This is a genomic window from Rhodococcus sp. W8901, assembly GCF_013348805.1.
GTDB lineage: Bacteria > Actinomycetota > Actinomycetes > Mycobacteriales > Mycobacteriaceae > Prescottella.
Genome location: NZ_CP054690.1, coordinates 3,775,653 through 3,793,183, shown reverse-complemented (window position 1 = coordinate 3,793,183; position 17,531 = coordinate 3,775,653). Strand labels below are relative to the sequence as shown.

The following is a 17,531-nucleotide window of genomic DNA, read 5'->3' as shown; positions in this document are numbered from 1 at the left end:
GGTGGCGGTCAGTCGAACAGGACGACGCCGCGGATGTTCTTGCCCTCGTGCATGTCGATGTACCCCTGGGCGATGTTGTCGAGCGTGTAGGTGGTGGTGATCAGTTTGTCGAGCTCGAGCTTGCCGCTGCGGTACAGCTCGACCATCCACGGGATGTCGGCACTCGGCGCGGACGCGCCGAACAGCGAACCCTGGATGCGCTTCTGGTAGAGCGTGAGCTCGAGCAGGCTGACCGGGATGCCGATGTCGGTGCCCTTGCCGAGACCGGTGACGACGACGGTGCCCGCCTTGCGGATGGACGAAAATGCCTGCGCCACATGCTCACCAGTGGTCACGCCGACCGTCACGATCGCGGAGTCCGCGCCCTGACCATTGGTGAACGATCGGGCGATCTCGGTGGCCTCCTCCATCGTCGCGACCGCGTGGGTGGCGCCGAGTTCGAGGGCGGTGGTGCGCTTGAACTCGACCGGGTCGACGGCGATGATGTGCGCCGCGCCGGCGTGAGCCGCGCCCTGGACGGCGTTGATGCCGATCCCGCCGATACCCATCACGATGACCGTGTGGCCGGGATAGACCTCGGCGGAATTGACGGCCGCACCCCAGCCGGTACCGACACCGCACCCTAGGAGACAGAGCTTGTCCAGCGGGAGGTCCTTGTCGACCTTGACCGCGGAATCGACGTGCACGGTGGAGTACTCGCTGAAGGTGCCGAGCCCGCACATCTGCGCCACGGGGGTGCCGTCCATCGAGAGCCGGAAGCTCTCCGGATCGTCCGGGCGGCTTCCGCTCATGATGGTGGCGCCGCGGTCGCAGAGGTTCTGCAGCCCCTTCGCGCACCAGCGGCACCGCCCGCAGCCCGCGAGGAACGAGAAGATGACGTGGTCGCCGACCTCCCAGCCGTCGGTGTGCGGTCCGACCTCGACGACGATGCCGGAGCCTTCGTGACCGCCGCAGATCGGCAGGTGGCTGTAAGCGTGGTCGCCCTTGGCGAGGTGATCGTCCGAGTGGCACAGGCCGGACGCGAACATCTTGACCATGATCTCGTTCTGTCGTGGGCCGGCGAGTTCGAGCTCGACGACCTTGTAGGTCCCAGGTGCTTCGGTGATGACGGCGCCGCGGGTCTTCACAGGTTCCTCCCAGTGGACATAACAGTGTGTTGTGCATCACTATCAGTCCCGGCGGGTCCGCGTGGCGGATGTGATCCCACTCACTGGAATCGGTCAGGCGTCGGATTCGCGCGCCATGAGGTCGGCGACGGTCTCGCGGCGGATCAGCTCGCGAATGTGCCCGTCCCGCACCGCGACTACCGGTGGCCGGCCGACGCCGTTGTACGTCGAGGCGAGGCTGTGGTGGTAGGCGCCGGTGCACGGCACGGCGAGGACGTCCCCGGGATGCAGGTCGACGGGGAGTGAGACGTCCTCGGCGACGACGTCGCCGGCCTCGCAGTGCCGTCCCACCACGGTCACCGTGGTGTGGCGGCCCAGTGGATGCCGGTTGGCGATCACGACGTCGTACCGGGCGCCGTACAGCGCGACCCGGGGGTTGTCGCTCATGCCGCCGTCGACGGCGACGAAGGTGCGTCCGCCGGCATGAGTCTTCGTCGACACAACGCGGTACAGGGTGACCCCGGCCCGGGCGACGATCGCCCGTCCCGGTTCGAGCACGATCTGTGGGCGGGGGAAGCGGTTGCGCGCGCAGGCGTCGTCGAGGGCGTCGTCGACGACGGCGGCCAGGACCGCCGGATCACACTCCGGGTCGCCGGGACGATAGGGCACGGCGTGTCCGCCGCCCAGGTCGAGGGTGGTCAGGATGACGCCGTGATCGCTGCGGATCTGCGCCATCTGCCCGACGAGGCGGGCGACGGCGGACCGGAAGTACTCGGCGTCGGCGATCTGGGACCCGAGATGGCAATGGAGGCCGACGAGTTCGAGGTTCGGCTGCTCGAGGACCAGTCGCGCGGCATCGCCCGCCTGATCGTGGGACAACGGGAATCCGAACTTCTGGTCGTCGACCCCGGTCGCCACCGCGCGATGGCCGTTGATGTCGATGCCGGGCGTGACCCGCACCAGCACCTGGACGCGCCGGTTCGCGATCGCGGTGAGGAGGCGGATCTCGGTGAGAGAGTCCACCACGATCCGACCCACTCCGGCGTCCACCGCGGCCCGCAGTTCCGTCGCGGTCTTGGCGTTGCCGTGCAGAATGATCCGAGCCGGATCGACGCCCGCGGACAGCGCGATCGCGAGTTCGCCGCCCGAGCACACGTCGATCGACAGCCCCTCGCGGGTCACCCAGTCCGCGACCGCGCGGATCATCAGGGCCTTGCCCGCGTAGGCGATCTCGGCCTCGGGGAACGCGGCGCGGTATGCGCGGCAACGGTGCCGCACGTCGGTCTCGTCGAGGACGTAGGTGGGTGTGCCGAACTGGTCGGCGATGTCGTCGAGCGCGACTCCGCCGACCCGGATCCGGCCCCGGTCGTCGTGGTCGGTGGTGGTCGGCCACAGCGCCGGATCCAGTCGCGGCGTCATCGTCGTGCGAAGGGACGGAAAGAGATCGAGCAGGGTCACCGGCGTCTCCTGAGGGTGCCCGCATCCAGGTGGAGCGGGGTCACCTTCAGGACTACGCCGGTCTCGTGCTCATCGGTCGGTTCTTGACGGGTACTTGACGGCGCCCGCCCGAGCCCTGACGCGCGGTTGACGCGCGGTGCGTCAGCCGCCCAGTTTCCGGTAGAACGTGCCGACGATCGGGGCGACGACGGCGCGCGGGCTGTACTGCCCGGCCACCGACATGCCCTTGCTCAGGATGCCCGGCACGATCCGCATCTTGTTCTCGGCCAGCGCGTCCAGCGAGACCTTCGCGACGTACTCGCTCGAGATCCACAGGAAGTCGGGGACCAGCTTGTCGACGATCGACGCCTCGGCGGGGTCGGGGGTCTCGGTGCGCACCGGGCCCGGCGCGAGCAGCGTGACGTTGACGCCGCTGCCCTTGAGTTCGCCGCGCAGCGACTCGGAGAACGTGTTCACGAACGCCTTGGTGGCGGCGTAGGTGGCGTTGTTGGGGATCGGCATGTTGCCGGCCGCCGAGCCCACCATCAGGATCGCGCCCGACTTGCGCGCCACCATGCCCGGCAGGACCGCGAGGGTGAGGTCGTGCACGGCGACGGAGTTGAGCTCGACCTGGTCGCGCTCGTACGACGGATCGAGCTCGCTCACGGGACCGAACGTCGCGATACCGGCGTTGTTGCACAGGATCGAGATCTCGCGCTCGGACAGCTCGGTCACCAGCGGGGCGCGGCCCTCGCGGTCGGACAGGTCCACGGCGCGGACCTCGACCTCGACGCCGTACTTCTCGCGCAGCTGGGCGGCGAGCTTCTCCATGACGTCGCCTCGGCGGGCGACGAGGATCAGCGAGTGTCCGCGCGCGGCCAGTTCGGCGGCGAGGGCCTCGCCGATGCCGGAGGAGGCGCCGGTCACGACCGCGCGGGCGTCTGGGGTGGGGTTCGGCAGGCTCACGAGAATGCAGCGTAGTCGGTGCCCGGATTCGTGGTGGTCATGCGCTCAGATGCTCGCCGCCAGCCGGGTGCCCTGCTCGATCGCGCGTTTGGCATCGAGTTCGGCGGCGACGTCGGCGCCGCCGATGATGTGCGTGGTCACACCGGCGACCGTCAGTTCGTCGACGAGGTCGCGCACCGACTCCTGCCCCGCGCAGATCACGACGGTGTCCACGTCGAGCGTCCGAGGACGCTCGTGCTTCTCGCCGAACGTGATGTGCAGACCGGCGTCGTCGATGCGCTCGTAGTTGACGCCCGACAGCTCGTGCACGCCCTTCGCCTTCAGCGCGGCGCGGTGCACCCAGCCGGTGGTCTTGGCGAGCCCGGCGCCGATCCGTCCGGGCTTGCGTTGCAGCAGGTACACCTCGCGTGGCGACGGTGCGGGCCGCGGCGTCGTCAGCGCACCGGGAGCGGACTCGGGATCGGTGACGCCCCACTCCTGCTTCCACTCCTTCAGGTCCAGAGTGGGGGAGTGCTCGTGGGTGAGGAACTCGCTTACGTCGACGCCGATGCCGCCGGCGCCGATCACCGCGACCGTCCTGCCGACCGGCTTCCTGTCCCGCACAACCTCGGCGTACGACAGCACCTTCGGGTGGTCGACGCCAGGGATGTTCGGGACGCGTGGGGTCACGCCGGTCGCGAGGACCACCTCGTCGTAGCCGGAGGCGATCAGGTCGGCGGCGGTGACGCGGGTGCCGAGCCGGACGTCGACACCCGCGAGGTCGAGTTGGCGGCGGTAGTAGCGGATGGTCTCCGCGAACTCCTCCTTGCCGGGGATCCTCTGCGCGATACCGAACTGGCCGCCGATGTCGTCACGTGCCTCGAACAGGGTGACGGTGTGGCCGCGTTGCGCGAGGTTGAGTGCCGCCGACAGTCCGGCCGGTCCGGCGCCGACGACCGCGAGGGTCTTCTTTCGTCGCGTCGGCAGCAGGACCAGCTCGGTCTCGCGCCCCGCACGCGGATTGAGCAGGCACGAGACGTGCTTGTTGACGAACGCGTGGTCGAGGCACGCCTGGTTGCAGGCGATGCAGGTGTTGATCTCGTCGGGTGCGCCGGCCTCGGCCTTGCGGACCCACATGGGGTCGGCGAGCATCGGCCGGGCCATCGAGATCAGCCGGGCGTCGCCGCGGGTGAGGATCTCCTCGGCGGTCTCGGGCATGTTGATGCGGTTGGACGCCGCGACCGGGATGGACACGTGCTTCGCGAGTTTGTCGGTGATGTCGGCGAACGCTGCGCGCGGTACCGACGTCACGATCGTCGGCACCCGCGACTCGTGCCAGCCGATGTCGGTGTTGATGATGGTGGCGCCGGCGGCCTCGACTTCCTGTGCGAGCGCGACGATCTCGTCCCAGCTCTGTCCACGCTCGACGAGGTCGGCCATCGACAGCCGGAACAGGATGATGAAGTGCGGGCCCACGGCGGCGCGGGTGCGGCGCACGATCTCGACAGCCATCCGGCGACGCTTCTCGGGGGTGCCGCCCCACTCGTCGGTGCGACGGTTGGTGCGCTCGGACAGGAACTGGTTGATCAAGTAGCCCTCGCCGCCCATGATCTCGACGCCGTCGTACCCGGCCGAACGGGCCAGACGGGCACAGCGGACGAAGTTGCGGATCTGCCAGCGCACGCCACGGCTCGTCAGGCGCCGCGGCCGGAACGGGTTGATGGGCGCCTTGATCGACGACGCGGACACACTCAGCGGCTGGTAGCTGTACCGGCCGGCGTGCAGGATCTGCAGCGCGATCTTGCCGCCCTCGTCGTGGACGGCGTGGGTGATGACGCGGTGCCGACGGGCCTCGAACCGGTTGGTGAGCTTCGCGCCGAAGGGCAGCAGCCAGCCCGTCCGGTTGGGGGCGTAGCCGCCGGTGACGATGAGGCCGACGCCGCCGCGGGCGCGTTCGGCGTAGAACTCGGCCAGACGGGCGGTGTTCTTCGCGCGGTCCTCGAGGCCGGTGTGCATCGACCCCATGATCACGCGATTCCTCAGCGTCGTGAATCCGAGGTCGAGTGGCGAGAGCAGATGCGGGAACTGGGAAGTCATGCCGGGCCTTTCGGTCAGGTCAGGGCTGTGAAGAAGAATCGGGATGCTGTTCGGATTCGAGGGCGGCGAGCACCTCGGTGCACCAGCCGACGAACCCTTCCTCGACGCGGATGCCGCCGCGCAGGACGAGGTACTGGTGCAGGACGGACCCAGCGCGACGGCGGGATTCGGGAAAGTCGTGGTCCTGGATCCTGCGGTACAGGTCCAGGCGTGCGACGTGCTCGTCGCGGTGCCGGCGCACCTCTGCGATGAGCGACGCCATGTCGCCGTACGCGGCGCCGCGGATCTTCACGGCGAGTTCGTTGCGCAGGTGGCCGGGCTCGGTGGGCTCGGCGATCCAGCGGGCCAGCTCGGCCCGGCCCGCGCTGGATACGCGGTACACCTTCTTGTCCGGGCGGCCGTCCTGTGCGATCGCCTCTCCCGTGACCCAGCCGGCGTCGTCCATCCGCTTGAGTACGCGGTAGATCTGCTGGTGGGTGGCACTCCAGAAGAAGCCGATCGACTTGTCGAATCGGCGCGCGAGTTCGTATCCGGAGCCGGACTGCTCGCTGAGGGAGACGAGGATCGCGTGTTCGAGTGCCACGTCCCCAGTCTGTATGCAACGAGGTGAATATGCAACTGTGCGTATAACGCGTACGGGGTGCCCCGGACCTTGTTCGGTCCGGGACACCCCGTGGTCACGCGCGTCGGGTCAGACGAGGCGCTCGCCCTTCCTGCGGGCGGCGGCCCACTCGCGGACGGCGCCGCGGGTGATGACGAACAGTGTCGCGGCGACGACGATCGGCCATATCAGGACGTAGACGGTCAGGAACACGGTGTTCACAGGTACTCCTCTGTAATCGGATCGAGTCTGCAGTCGGATCGAGCCGGGGCCGGTTCGGAGCGGTCAGTCCCGGACGGCCGCTTCCCCCAGCGACGGACGGTCGTCGTCGATGTCGGTGGACCCAGGCTCGCTGTCGAAGTCGCCGACCCGTTCCTTGATCGTCGCGAAGTCGAACGATTCGGGGTTGCGCACCGACATCACGTAACAGACCACCGTGCTCACGGCGTACGCGACGAGTGAGCCGCTCAGGGTGGCGTAGTCGTGCAGGAAGCCGATGCCGAAGGGCGCGACCACGACGATCGCGACCGCGCCGACGATCTTCGCGACGCGGAGTCCGAAGAACCCGAAGGCCATCAGGGCGAGCACCACACCGACGCCGACGACGGACACGACATCGATGAGGAACCCGCTCGCCCCGTCGGTGGGGAACCAACCGAAGCGCACCGGCAGGAACGTGGCCACTGCGGCGAGGGTCGAGATCGTGAACGCCTTGTTGGAGACCTTGTTCCAGTAGAAGCTCGCGATCACCGGGAAGACCAGCGCGCCCCACAGGGCGCCGACGAACACCAGGAGATCGAGAATGTTGAGTCGCATGCTCGCGAACGCCACGGCCAGCGCGGTCGCGACGACCATGGTGGCGCGGCCGATCAGCAGCATCCGGCGTGGATCGGCGGCCGCTCGGACGGCGACGGTGTGGCCGTACCCGTCGGTCATGACGATCGACGACAGCGCCGCCAGATCGGAGTCCGCGGTGGACGACAAGGCTCCGAGGATGAGCAGGAAGAACAGTGCGACCAGTACCGCCGGCAGGTAGGTGCCCGCCATCTGCGGAATGAGGTTGTTGACGTCCCCGTCCAGCGGATCGATGCCCAGGTACAACGCGAGGACGCCGAACATGCCGATGCCGATCACCGTGGCGCCGTATCCGACCGCGGCGGTGATGAACGTCGGTTTGATGAGGTCCTCGCGGACCGCGAACAGTCGCTGCGCGATGGTCTGGTTTCCGATCGCGTAGGCGAGGACGGCGGCGATGTAGGGGGCGCCCTGATTGAAGAACGCCTCACTCGAGAAGAAGTTGCCCTGGGCGGGAGTCAGATTCGCGGCACCCGTCTCGAACGCTGCCGGGAATCCCGCGGCGAAGAAGACGATCGGGATCAGGATGGCGACGGCGCCGAGCATGCCCAGTAACTGGATCACGTCGGTCAACACGGAGGCCCGGAATCCCGACCACAACGTGTACAGCAGCACACCGCCCGCGATGACGAGCGCACCCTGGATGAAGTTGAGCGGTGACAGCAGGGAGATGAGTACGCCGCCCGCGATGAAGTTCGACATCAGGCTGATGAGGCTGCCGACGACGTTGGATCCGGCCAGCATGAGCTGGCTCGATCGCCCGTGCCGGGCGTACATGATCTCCGCGAGGGTGTGGGCCCGGGGCGCCAGTCGCCGATGCGTACATCGACGATGCCCAGATCCAGGTGGCCGTCATGCTGGCCGCGGAGATGCCGAAACCGACCTGGTTTCCGGCCGTCATGAAGTTGTCGGCGTTTTCCCTCTTCCGGCCGATGCGGAGGGAGATGAGAAATGTTCCGCCGTAGAAGAACACTAGTAGCAGAATAATCGCCACGGCGCTGAATTGGACGAGTTCGGGTACGTCCATTCGTTATCTCCTTGACATTTCTTCGTGAGAATTCGGCTCGCGAATCTTTGATGCGAGCAGGCGAGACCGAGGGGTGTCTGTACTGGTCGACGGGCGCATCTGCGTCGTCGTACCGGCGCCGCGGCGCAGCGATGTCCGCTCCGGGTGAACGCGAAAACTGTTCCGCGCGAGCGGGTCGTGTCCCTCGACACGGCTCGTGGACCGACGGGGCCGGTGGCGGCACGCGACGCCGGCGGCGCGGGAGTTGCCCGCGTCGACGGTCGTGCGGTGTGCACGAAACGCGAGTATTCGCCGTTCGTTCGCGAGGGTCGACGTGTTCCGGATCGGGCGTCCGCGCAGTTGTGCGCGGGTCGTCGACGCATTCCCATCAGTCGCCAGGCAGTGTAACACGCAAGAATTGCCGGGGCGGTTTTCGAGTCGCGAAATTGAATTGATCCGAGAGATTTGATGGAAGTATGGATTTCGATGTCCACCTCGTGTTTGTTTCGAATTCGACCGGCGTGCGGGTGTGTCACCGTGCAGGGCACGTCCGACTACGTAGGCTCGCCGCCATGAGCACCGAAGTGGTTGGGGGCGCCGGCATCGGGCAGGCGGCGACCCGTCGTCAGGTCGCCGCGTGGGGCTTGTGGGACTGGGGCTCGGCAGCGTTCAACGCCGTCGTCGTCACCTTCGTCTTCTCGGTCTATCTCACCGACGCCGTCGGCGACGATCTGCCCGGATCGATATCCGCGAGCACGTGGCTCGGGTGGTCGCTCGGTATCGCCGGCTTCTTCATCGCCGTCCTCGCGCCCGTGAGCGGCCAGCGGTTCGACGCCGCCGGTCGGCGCAAACGCTCCCTGGCGGTGCTGACGTTCCTCACGGTCGCCGCGATGGCGGGCATGTTCTTCGTCGTCGACGACTACCACTACCTGTGGCTGGGACTGGTGCTGCTCGGCGTCGGATCGGTGATCTTCGAACTCGCCGGCGTGCCGTACAACGCCATGATGCGGCAGGTGTCCACTCCCGAGAACATCGGCCGGGTATCCGGGTTCGGCTGGGCCATGGGCTATTTCGGCGGCATCGTGCTGCTGCTGGTCTGCTACTTCGGGTTCATCGCCGGCGACGGCGACACCCGCGGTCTCCTGGGGCTGAGCACCGACGGCGGCCTCAACATCCGGCTCGTCGCACTGCTTGCGGCGGTGTGGTTCCTCGTGTTCGCGATCCCGGTGCTGCTCGCGGTCCCCGAGGTGCCGCGCACCGCGGCCGACCCCGGTGCCGCGAAGGCGGGCTTCGTCGAGTCGTACCGGGTGCTGTGGCGCGATCTGAAGGAACTGTGGGCCGCCGACCGGCGCACCGTCTGGTTCCTCGTGGCGAGCGCGCTGTTCCGCGACGGCCTGGCCGGCGTCTTCACCTTCGGCGCGGTGCTGGCCGTCAACGTGTACGGAATGGCGTCGGACAGTGTGCTGCTCTTCGGTGTCGCCGCCAACGTCGTCGCCGCCCTCGGCGCCATCGTGGCCGGACGGTTCGACGACCGGATCGGCCCCAAGGTGGTGATCGCCGGTTCGCTGATCGCGATGCTGGTGGTCGGCACCGTGTTGCTCGCCGTCTCAGGCACGTTGATGTTCTGGATCTTCGGCCTGCTGCTGTGCCTGTTCGTCGGACCGGCGCAGTCGTCGTCGCGTACGTTCCTCGCGAGGATCACCCCGCCCGGACGCGAGGGGCAGCTGTTCGGGCTGTACGCAACCACCGGCCGCGCGGTCTCGTTCCTCGCGCCGACGCTGTTCGGCTTCTTCGCGTGGTGGTTCGGCGCCGATCGGGCCGGCATCGTCGGTCTGCTCGTGGTCCTCGGTATCGGCCTGGCGGCGCTGTTGATGGTCCGCCCGCCCGAGCGGGACCCCGGGCCGCGCACCGGGCCGAATGTCACATCGGTTCAGTCCGACTGAACGCGTGTGACATTCGGCCAGAAGGACGGGTTGTCAGGACTTGAAGTAGACCAACTGGTGGGTGGTGGCGAGCAGGACGCCGTCGCGTCCCCAGATCTCGCCGGACTGGTCGAAGTAGCCGTTGCCGAAGTTCTGGGCGCGGGCGGTGCCGAGGACGGCCTCGTCGGCCTGCGCGGCGAGCATCGCCGCATCGGCGTGGAAGTACACGGTCAGCGACACCGTGCCTGCCGGGAGCATGCGGCCCAAACGCAGGAACACGCGCGGGTAGAAGACGTCGCACAGCGATGCCAGGGCGGGGAAGTCCAGTGCGCGGGGCGGGTTGTCACGTACCCACAGCGTCGTCGTCGAGTCGGGCTGCTCGCCGGCGGTGTCGTCCGCGACGTCGGGGATCGCGCCCTCGACAAACCGCATCTCGTAGTTGCGGGCCCACGCGATGAAGTCGGGGAACCCCTGGACCGCAACGGCATCGGCCGCTGGAACGGCGGGTGGCGTGATGTCCGTGGAGGTCCATGTCTCGCGGCGGATGCCGAACACCGCGGTGGCGGTGGTGGTGACGACGCCGTCCTGGGTCAGCTCGATGTTCCAGTGCTGGGTGGAGCGGTTGGTGCGGGTGGGGCGGGCGGTGACCTCGAACGGGCCGTCGGCGATCGGGCCGGCGAAGTTCACCGTGAGGGAGAGTGGCTCGCCCAGACGCTCGGGGTGCTGCTGCGCCGCGCGGAGCAGGGTTGCAGCGGTGATGCCGCCGAACGGGCCCACCATGTTCGCGTAGGCCGGGTCGGTGTGACCGTGTGACCGGCCTGCGTCGAACGCGCTGAGTTCGACGGCCGCGTCGAACGGGTGCGGGGGTGCGACGATCTGGGTCACGGCTGCTCCTGGTGGGTGACGATCCGGTTCTAGGTATGACAACATACATAGAACCGGACGGCAACGGTGCGATCGACGGAAGGGCGACGACATGGCGAGGCGAAGCGATCCCGTGAACGGTCCGCGCGCGGCCATGATCGACAGCGCCGTCGCACTCATCCGCGAGCAGGGTGTGGCCGCGACGTCGTTCGCCGACGTGCTCGCCCACAGCGGTGCCCCGCGCGGCTCGATCTACCACCACTTCCCGAACGGGAAGTCCCAGCTGGTGGAGGAGGCGACCCGGTCCGCCGCGGCCTACCTGGGGCGGGGCGTCGCCCGCGTTCTCGAGTCCGGTGACACCGTCTCGGCGCTGCGGGCGCTGGTGGACCTGTGGCGTCGGGGGCTCGAGGCCACCGACTACGCCGCCGGGTGTCCGATCGTCGCGGCCGCGCTCGGCACCGAACGCGGCGCGCGCGAGGTGGCGGGCGCGACGTTCTCCGAATGGTGCGACCTGATCGCCGCGTCGCTCGTCGGCGACGGCGTCGCGCAGGCGCGGTCGGCGTCGTTGGCGGTGCTCGTGGTGAGCGCGCTCGAGGGTGCGCTGGTGATGGCGCAGGCGCAGAGTACGTCGGCGCCGCTCGATGCGGTGGTGGACGAGCTCGAGGTGTTCCTCGGCGGGTGACGGCCGACCGTCAGCTCTGGGCAGCTCGGGCGAGGATCGCGTCGGCCAGTGCGTCGGCGTTCTCCTCAGGGATCCAGTGACTTCCGCCCTCGAGCACGACGAAGCGGTACGGCGCGTCGACGAAGTCGCCGCAGCGCTCCGCGCACGCCGGGCCGATGGCGGGGTCCGCGGTGCTCCACACGTACGTGGTGGGAACCCGCACCGGCGGCAGGTCGCCGAACTCGTGGACCAACGCCCGGTACCAGTTCATCGCGGCAGTCAGGGCGCCCGGCTCCGACAGCAGCCGGACGTGTTCCTCGACCAGATCGGGGTCGTTGCCGTCGCCGAAGACCGCCCGTAGGCGCCGTGAGTTCTCCTCGAGCAGAACGGCTTCGGAGTTGCTCTCGGTGCGGAACTGTCGCATGTAGCCGGACCGCCGCTGCTGGTCGGCGTCGTTGCGCAGGGCCCATCCGAAGGCCGCCGCGTGCGGCACCGACACCGCCGTGAGGCTGCGGATCCGCTCCGGGTGCCGGCCCGCCACCTGCCACGCGACGGCCGCACCCCAGTCGTGACCCACCAGGTGGGCCGAGTCGAGGTCGTACGCGTCGAGCAGCCCGACGACGTCGGCGACGAGGTGGTCGAACCGGTAGTCCTCGACCGCCTCGGGGCGAGCGTCGGGGGAGTATCCCCGCTGATCCGGCGCGATCACCCGGAATCCGGCGCGGACGAGTCGCGGCGTGATCGGCCGCCACGACGCTGCGCTCTCCGGGAAGCCGTGGAGCGCAACGATCGGGACGCCGTCGTCCGGGCCGGTGACGTTGACGTCGAAAGTCAGGTCGCCCAGGCGAACTCGGTCGTGGCGCGCGTCGGCTGTCATGGTGGCCACGGTAGCCGAACCGCTACGCGCGCGTGGGCTTCCAGCTCCCGATGCCGAGCATGATGAGCCGCAACTGCTTCTCGGCCCGCTCGATCACCGCGCGTTCGTCGGCCGACCCCGGACGCTCCACCTCGAGCAGGTCGATCACCGCGGCGAGCATCGCCTGCACGATGAGGTCGGCGGCCATCTCGAGATCCTCGACGTCCCAGTCGGCGAGCCCCGGCATGCGGGACAGGTCGATCGTGAGTTCGCTGACGAACAGGCGCAGTTCGGTGGCGATCGCGCGCCGGACCTCGGTGACGCCGCCGTACCGCTCGCGGGCGATGAAGCGGAACTCCGCCTCGTGCGCGCGCACCTGGCGGACGAGAATGTCGAGCGAGGCCGTCGCGTTCTTGGTGCTGGGTGTGCGTCGGGCGTCGCGCAGCATCCGGCGCAACACCCGCATGCTGTCCTCGGCGAGGACCACGCCCAGTTCGTCCATCGACGCGAAGTGGCGGTAGAAGGCGGTCGGCACGATCCCGGCCGCGCGCGCGACTTCGCGCAGGCTGACGCTCGCGAAACTGCGGTCCGCCAGGAGGTCGAGCGTGCGATCGAGCAGTGCCTGGCGGGTGCGCTCCTTGCGCTGCGCTCGCGTCTCCACCGGCTCCGTCACGGCGTCGAGTGTATTCACCGAGATCCCGCACCCGCCGCATCCGGAGCGTGACCGGCGTCACTGATGTCCGGGATTGACAGGCGTGGGGTAACTGCGTTCACACTAATTAGTGTACGACTGTGCACTGAAACCGTGTGGCCGACATCGAATCGGCGCTCCGACGAGGAGAGACCATGGCTGTGAGATCTGAACCTTCCGTGAGTTCCACCGGCCGCATACGGCGCCCGCTGCTCGCGCTGCTGGAGTCGATGGCCACCCCGCACGCCGTGGACCGCTACCTCGAACTGGTCGATCCGATGGCGACCGTGCGCGACATGCGTGCCCGCGTGGTGTCGGTGTCGCGGCCCACGGCGGGTTCGGTATGCCTCGAGTTGCGGCCCACCCGGCAGTGGCGCGGATTCGCCGCCGGACAGTTCGTGCAGGTGGGCGTCGTGATCGACGGGGTCCGCCATGTCCGTTGCTACTCGCCGACCGGTTCGCAGCACCGCGCGGGCGATCCGATCCGGCTCACCGTGAAGGCCCACCCGGGCGGGCTGGTGTCGCAATACCTGTACGACCACGTCGAGGAGGGTTTGGTCGTCGACCTGGCTCCGGCCGCCGGTGAGTTCCGGCTGCCGGACCCGCGGCCCGATTCGGTGCTGCTCGTCAGCGGCGGCAGCGGCATCACGCCGGTGCTGTCGATGCTGCGCACGCTCATCGACGAGGGTTACTCCGGCCGGATCGCGTTCCTGCACTATGTGCGGACCGTCGCCGACATCGCAGACCGCGCCGAGTTGCGCGCGATCGACGCCGCGCACGACAACGTCACGATCGACCTGGTCGAGACCGTGCCCGGCGGGCGCTTCTGCGGCGCACACCTGCAGCGGGTGGCCCCCGGTTTCGGGGTCGGCACCGAGGTGTTCGTGTGTGGACCGGACGCGCTCACGGCGGCCGTGCGCCACCTGCTCGATGCCGACGGGTTCGGTGAACAGATGCACACCGAACGGTTCGTGATCGGCTCGACCGGTCCGGTCGACGCGGCGGGTGGGACGGTGTCGTTCGCGCGCAGCGGTGTCACCGTCGAGAACTCGGGGGCGAGCATCCTCGAGCAGGCCGAGGCCGCCGGGCTGGTGCCCGAGTACGGCTGCCGGATGGGGATCTGTTTCTCGTGCACCGCGCTCAAGCGATCCGGCCGGACCCGCAACGTCCGTACCGGCGATACCCACGACGACCCGGATCAGCCGATCCAACTCTGCATCTCCGCGCCGCTCGGTGACGTCGACATCGACATCTGAGCGACCCGATCGCACGACTGGACAGGAGAACACGATGTTGGGAGTCAGTCTGCCGGGTGTGCCCGGCTTCCTGAGGTTCTGGGAGCGTGAACCGGAGCCGGAGAAGGCCGGCGAGATCGCCGTCCTGAGCTACGACGACGTCGAGGATCTCGGCCGCGAACTCGATGCCCTGCGCGCCGAGACCGTCGCGGACCTCGGTCAGGTCGACCGGGAGTACATCTATCGGATCATCAAGGCGCAGAGGGGGTTCGAGGTCGCGGGCCGTGGTCTGATGTACCTCGGGTTCCTGCCGCCGTTCTGGCTCGCCGGCGTCGGGGCGCTGTCGATCTCGAAGATCCTCGACAACATGGAGATCGGCCACAACGTCATGCACGGCCAGTACGACTGGATGCGCGAGCCCGGCCTGAACTCGCGGGTGTTCGAATGGGACACCGTGTGCCCTGCTGACCAGTGGAAACACTCGCACAACTACATGCACCACACGTACACGAACATCGTCGGCCGGGACCGCGACATCGGATACGGCGTCCTGCGGATGGACGACGCGCAGCGCTGGAACCCCTACTATCTCGGCAATCCCGTGTATGCGACGGGGCTGATGTTCCTGTTCGAGTGGGGTGTGATGCTGCACGACCTCGAGGCCGAGAACGTGGTCCAGGGCAAGCGCAGCTGGGCGGACGTCAAACCACTGATGGTGGGCTGGTGGCGGAAGGCGGGCCGTCAGGTACTCAAGGACTACGTGGTGTTCCCGGCGCTGGCGGGGCCGCTGTTCGTCTCGACGCTGCTCGGGAACGCGACCGCCAACGTGGTCCGCAACGTGTGGGCGTACTCGATCATCTTCTGCGGCCACTTCCCCTCGGGCGTACAGAGTTTCACCGAGGAGGAGACGGCCGACGAGACCCGCGGCCAGTGGTACCTGCGGCAGATGCTGGGGAGCGCGAACATCAGTGGCAGCCCGCTGTTCCACATCATGTCGGGCAACCTGTCACACCAGATCGAGCACCACCTGTTCCCGGACATTCCGGCGCACCGCTATCCGCAGATGGCCCCGCGGGTGCGGGAACTGTGCAAACAGTACGGGTTGCCGTACAACACCGGCGGATTCTTCCGGCAGATCGGCTCGGTGTGGGCCAAGATCTTCCGGCTCGCGCTGCCGCCGTCGCTGGTCGGCCCCGCTCCGGTGCACGGTGTTATCGTCGAGCGTCGGAAGACCGCTGCATGAGAGGTGCGTCGAACATGGTGGGGAAGTTCGAGCGGGGCAAGGACACGGTGCAGGACATCACCGAATCGGCGGCCACCCACGTCGGCAGGATCGCCGTGATCATCACCGGCGCGGTCCGGGACGTCACCCGCGAGATCGGGGACTGGATCACCGACGGCATCGAGATGCGGGAGGCGGCGCGCAAGGCGCGGGAGGATTCGGAGGAGGCGCGGACGGATCCGGACGAGGACCGACCCGATCGGTAGTACGAAACGGCTCGGGCCCGGCATCGAAGTCGATGCCGGGCCCGAGCCGTTTGCGGTGCGTGAGGACTAGATGACACCCATGGCGAACATCGCGTCGGCGACCTTCACGAAGCCGGCGATGTTGGCGCCGTGCACGTAGTCACCCGGCTGGCCGTACTCGGCAGCGGTGGTGATGCAGCGCTCGTGGATGCCGCGCATGATCTTCGACAGGCGCTCGTCGGTGTACTCGAAGCTCCAGGAATCGCGCGAGGCGTTCTGCTGCATCTCGAGTGCGGAGGTGGCGACACCACCGGCGTTGGCGGCCTTGCCGGGTGCGAACGCGACGCCCGCGTCACGGAAGACCTTGATGCCCTGAGCGGTGGTGGGCATGTTCGCGCCCTCGGCCACAGCCTGCACGCCGCATGCGACGAGCTTCTTGGCGGCGACCTCGTCCAGCTCGTTCTGGGTGGCGCAGGGGAGTGCAATCTCGCACTCGACATCCCAGATGGAGCCGCCCTCGACGTAGGTGGCGTGGGGGACCTGGTCGGCGTACTCGCTGATGCGGGCGCGCTTGACTTCCTTGATCTCCTTGAGCAGCTCGAGGTCGATGCCCTTGGGGTCGACGACGTAGCCGGCGGAGTCGGAGCAGGCCACGACGGTGCCACCGAGCTGGTGGACCTTCTCGATGGCGTAGATCGCGACGTTGCCGGAGCCCGACACGACGACCTTCTTGCCCTCGAGGCTCTCGCCCTTGGCGGCCATCATCTCGGCGGTGAAGTAGGCGACACCGTAGCCGGTGGCCTCGGTGCGGACCATCGAGCCGCCCCAGTTGAGGCCCTTGCCGGTGAGGACGCCCGACTCGAACGAGTTGGTGAGGCGCTTGTACTGGCCGAACAGGTAGCCGATCTCGCGGCCGCCGACGCCGATGTCGCCGGCGGGCACGTCGGTGTACTCACCGATGTGGCGCTGCAGCTCGGTCATGAACGACTGGCAGAAGCGCATGATCTCGGCCTCGGAGCGACCCTTGGGATCGAAGTCCGAGCCACCCTTGCCGCCGCCGATGGGCAGGCCGGTGAGCGCGTTCTTGAAGATCTGCTCGAAACCGAGGAACTTGACGATGCCCAGGTTGACGCTGGGGTGGAAGCGCAGGCCGCCCTTGTAGGGGCCGAGCACGCTGTTGTACTGAACACGGAAACCGCGGTTGACGTGCACGTTGCCGTTGTCGTCGGTCCACGGCACGCGGAAGATGATCTGACGCTCGGGCTCGCAGAGCCGCTCGATCAGGCCGGAATCGGCGTAGCGAGGGTGACGCTCGAGGACCACATGCAGAGATTCGAAGACCTCGGCTGCTGCCTGGTGAAATTCGGGCTCGCCGGCATTGCGCAGCAGGACCTGCTCGTAGATCTCCTCAACGCGGTCGCGTACAGACAACATTCACCTACCTGATTCCGTGAGAACTTATTAATCTTTCCGTTACACGATAGTCCGTAGCTGGCCTACACTTCGACGGTTACCTGGGGAAAGTGAGATTGGCCACGTGTAAACATCGTGTTACGCAGGATGGGCGAGATCGGTTCGGCGTCACCTGAACCCGGACGGTGTTCGCGGCGGAGACCGGGCGCGATTACCCTATTCACGTCTCAATTTCCACAGAAATCCCATGAGTAACACCCGAATCTTGGGCGTTTCATGGTTTGCTCATTGATCGATGCACGTCTCCGGGGGGATACAGCGGTTGGGCCGCGCACACATTGCCTCCCCGACCACTGGAAGGAAAACGGTCTGTGA

The 17,531-nt window shown here is 67.9% G+C and carries 16 protein-coding genes; 5 read left to right on the top strand and 11 right to left on the bottom strand.

Going from position 1 to position 17,531, the window contains the following annotated elements; genetic code table 11:
* Positions 1–8: 8 nt before the first annotated feature.
* From HUN07_RS17750 to HUN07_RS17725, 7 genes are all read right to left on the bottom strand, one after another.
* The gene (locus HUN07_RS17750; protein ID WP_174911539.1) at positions 9–1,127 is read right to left on the bottom strand and encodes an NDMA-dependent alcohol dehydrogenase; all 1,119 of its coding nucleotides are present in this window, start codon (positions 1,125–1,127) and stop codon (positions 9–11) included.
* A gap of 93 nt (positions 1,128–1,220) precedes the next feature.
* The gene (gene lysA / locus HUN07_RS17745) at positions 1,221–2,564 is read right to left on the bottom strand and encodes a diaminopimelate decarboxylase (protein ID WP_174911536.1); all 1,344 of its coding nucleotides are present in this window, start codon (positions 2,562–2,564) and stop codon (positions 1,221–1,223) included.
* A gap of 141 nt (positions 2,565–2,705) precedes the next feature.
* Positions 2,706–3,509 carry a mycolate reductase gene (gene cmrA, locus HUN07_RS17740; RefSeq protein WP_114724083.1) on the bottom strand — a complete coding sequence of 268 codons (804 nt, stop codon included), beginning with the start codon at positions 3,507–3,509 and terminating at the stop codon, positions 2,706–2,708.
* Positions 3,510–3,554: 45 nt separating this feature from the next.
* Positions 3,555–5,585, bottom strand: a complete 2,031-nt coding sequence (locus HUN07_RS17735) for an NADPH-dependent 2,4-dienoyl-CoA reductase (protein ID WP_174911533.1) — start codon at positions 5,583–5,585, stop codon at positions 3,555–3,557.
* Between the two features lie 19 nt (positions 5,586–5,604).
* Complete coding sequence (locus tag HUN07_RS17730; RefSeq protein WP_114724085.1) at positions 5,605–6,168, bottom strand: PadR family transcriptional regulator; 564 nt, start codon at positions 6,166–6,168, stop codon at positions 5,605–5,607.
* A gap of 108 nt (positions 6,169–6,276) precedes the next feature.
* The gene (locus tag HUN07_RS26665) at positions 6,277–6,408 is read right to left on the bottom strand and encodes a putative transporter small subunit (protein ID WP_217487143.1); all 132 of its coding nucleotides are present in this window, start codon (positions 6,406–6,408) and stop codon (positions 6,277–6,279) included.
* Positions 6,409–6,471: 63 nt separating this feature from the next.
* Entirely contained in the window at positions 6,472–7,785 is a 1,314-nt protein-coding gene (locus HUN07_RS17725; protein WP_368077023.1) for a sodium:solute symporter family transporter, read from the bottom strand.
* Positions 7,786–8,619: 834 nt separating this feature from the next.
* Here HUN07_RS17725 and HUN07_RS17720 point away from each other — a divergent pair.
* Positions 8,620–9,990, top strand: coding sequence for an MFS transporter (locus tag HUN07_RS17720; protein ID WP_174911530.1), 1,371 nt, complete (start codon positions 8,620–8,622; stop codon positions 9,988–9,990).
* A 33-nt stretch (positions 9,991–10,023) separates the two neighbouring features.
* Here the strand turns inward: HUN07_RS17720 and HUN07_RS17715 are convergent, their stop codons facing one another.
* Complete coding sequence (locus HUN07_RS17715; RefSeq protein ID WP_174911527.1) at positions 10,024–10,854, bottom strand: acyl-CoA thioesterase; 831 nt, start codon at positions 10,852–10,854, stop codon at positions 10,024–10,026.
* A 91-nt stretch (positions 10,855–10,945) separates the two neighbouring features.
* Between HUN07_RS17715 and HUN07_RS17710 the strand changes: the two genes are divergently transcribed.
* Positions 10,946–11,515 (top strand): TetR/AcrR family transcriptional regulator, encoded by a 570-nt coding sequence (locus tag HUN07_RS17710; RefSeq protein WP_174911524.1) that lies wholly within the window; start codon positions 10,946–10,948, stop codon positions 11,513–11,515.
* Positions 11,516–11,525: 10 nt separating this feature from the next.
* Here HUN07_RS17710 and HUN07_RS17705 read toward each other — a convergent pair whose 3' ends face one another.
* Both HUN07_RS17705 and HUN07_RS17700 read right to left on the bottom strand, forming a co-directional pair.
* Positions 11,526–12,371: an alpha/beta fold hydrolase gene (locus tag HUN07_RS17705; protein WP_174911521.1), complete on the bottom strand. Its 846-nt coding sequence runs from the start codon at positions 12,369–12,371 to the stop codon at positions 11,526–11,528.
* Positions 12,372–12,393: 22 nt separating this feature from the next.
* Complete coding sequence (locus HUN07_RS17700) at positions 12,394–13,023, bottom strand: TetR family transcriptional regulator (RefSeq protein WP_254622583.1); 630 nt, start codon at positions 13,021–13,023, stop codon at positions 12,394–12,396.
* Positions 13,024–13,196: 173 nt separating this feature from the next.
* On the opposite strand from HUN07_RS17700, the gene HUN07_RS17695 reads away from it, so the two are divergent.
* From HUN07_RS17695 to HUN07_RS17685, 3 genes are read left to right on the top strand one after another with little or no spacing between them, the layout of a single operon-like run.
* The gene (locus HUN07_RS17695) at positions 13,197–14,297 is read left to right on the top strand and encodes a ferredoxin reductase (RefSeq protein WP_217487142.1); all 1,101 of its coding nucleotides are present in this window, start codon (positions 13,197–13,199) and stop codon (positions 14,295–14,297) included.
* Between the two features lie 34 nt (positions 14,298–14,331).
* On the top strand, positions 14,332–15,519 hold the full coding sequence (locus HUN07_RS17690; RefSeq protein ID WP_174911518.1) for a fatty acid desaturase family protein: 1,188 nt from the start codon (positions 14,332–14,334) through the stop codon (positions 15,517–15,519).
* Between the two features lie 14 nt (positions 15,520–15,533).
* A complete protein-coding gene (locus tag HUN07_RS17685) occupies positions 15,534–15,764 on the top strand; it encodes a hypothetical protein (RefSeq protein ID WP_114724092.1) in 231 nt (76 codons plus the stop codon).
* Positions 15,765–15,830: 66 nt separating this feature from the next.
* Here the strand turns inward: HUN07_RS17685 and gdhA are convergent, their stop codons facing one another.
* Positions 15,831–17,174, bottom strand: coding sequence for an NADP-specific glutamate dehydrogenase (gdhA, locus tag HUN07_RS17680; protein WP_174914830.1), 1,344 nt, complete (start codon positions 17,172–17,174; stop codon positions 15,831–15,833).
* Positions 17,175–17,531 lie beyond the last annotated feature (357 nt).

Bases quoted from the DNA above. Each gene is read 5' to 3' on its own strand.
- HUN07_RS17735 (WP_174911533.1), bottom strand. From the start codon at position 5,585: ATGACTTCCCAGTTCCCGCATCTGCTCTCGCCACTCGACCTCGGATTC.
- HUN07_RS17725 (WP_368077023.1), bottom strand. From the start codon at position 7,785: ATGCTGGCCGGATCCAACGTCGTCGGCAGCCTCATCAGCCTGATGTCG.
- HUN07_RS17720 (WP_174911530.1), top strand. From the start codon at position 8,620: ATGAGCACCGAAGTGGTTGGGGGCGCCGGCATCGGGCAGGCGGCGACC.
- HUN07_RS17710 (WP_174911524.1), top strand. From the start codon at position 10,946: ATGGCGAGGCGAAGCGATCCCGTGAACGGTCCGCGCGCGGCCATGATC.
- HUN07_RS17705 (WP_174911521.1), bottom strand. From the start codon at position 12,371: ATGACAGCCGACGCGCGCCACGACCGAGTTCGCCTGGGCGACCTGACT.
- HUN07_RS17695 (WP_217487142.1), top strand. From the start codon at position 13,197: ATGGCTGTGAGATCTGAACCTTCCGTGAGTTCCACCGGCCGCATACGG.
- HUN07_RS17690 (WP_174911518.1), top strand. From the start codon at position 14,332: ATGTTGGGAGTCAGTCTGCCGGGTGTGCCCGGCTTCCTGAGGTTCTGG.
- HUN07_RS17685 (WP_114724092.1), top strand. From the start codon at position 15,534: ATGGTGGGGAAGTTCGAGCGGGGCAAGGACACGGTGCAGGACATCACC.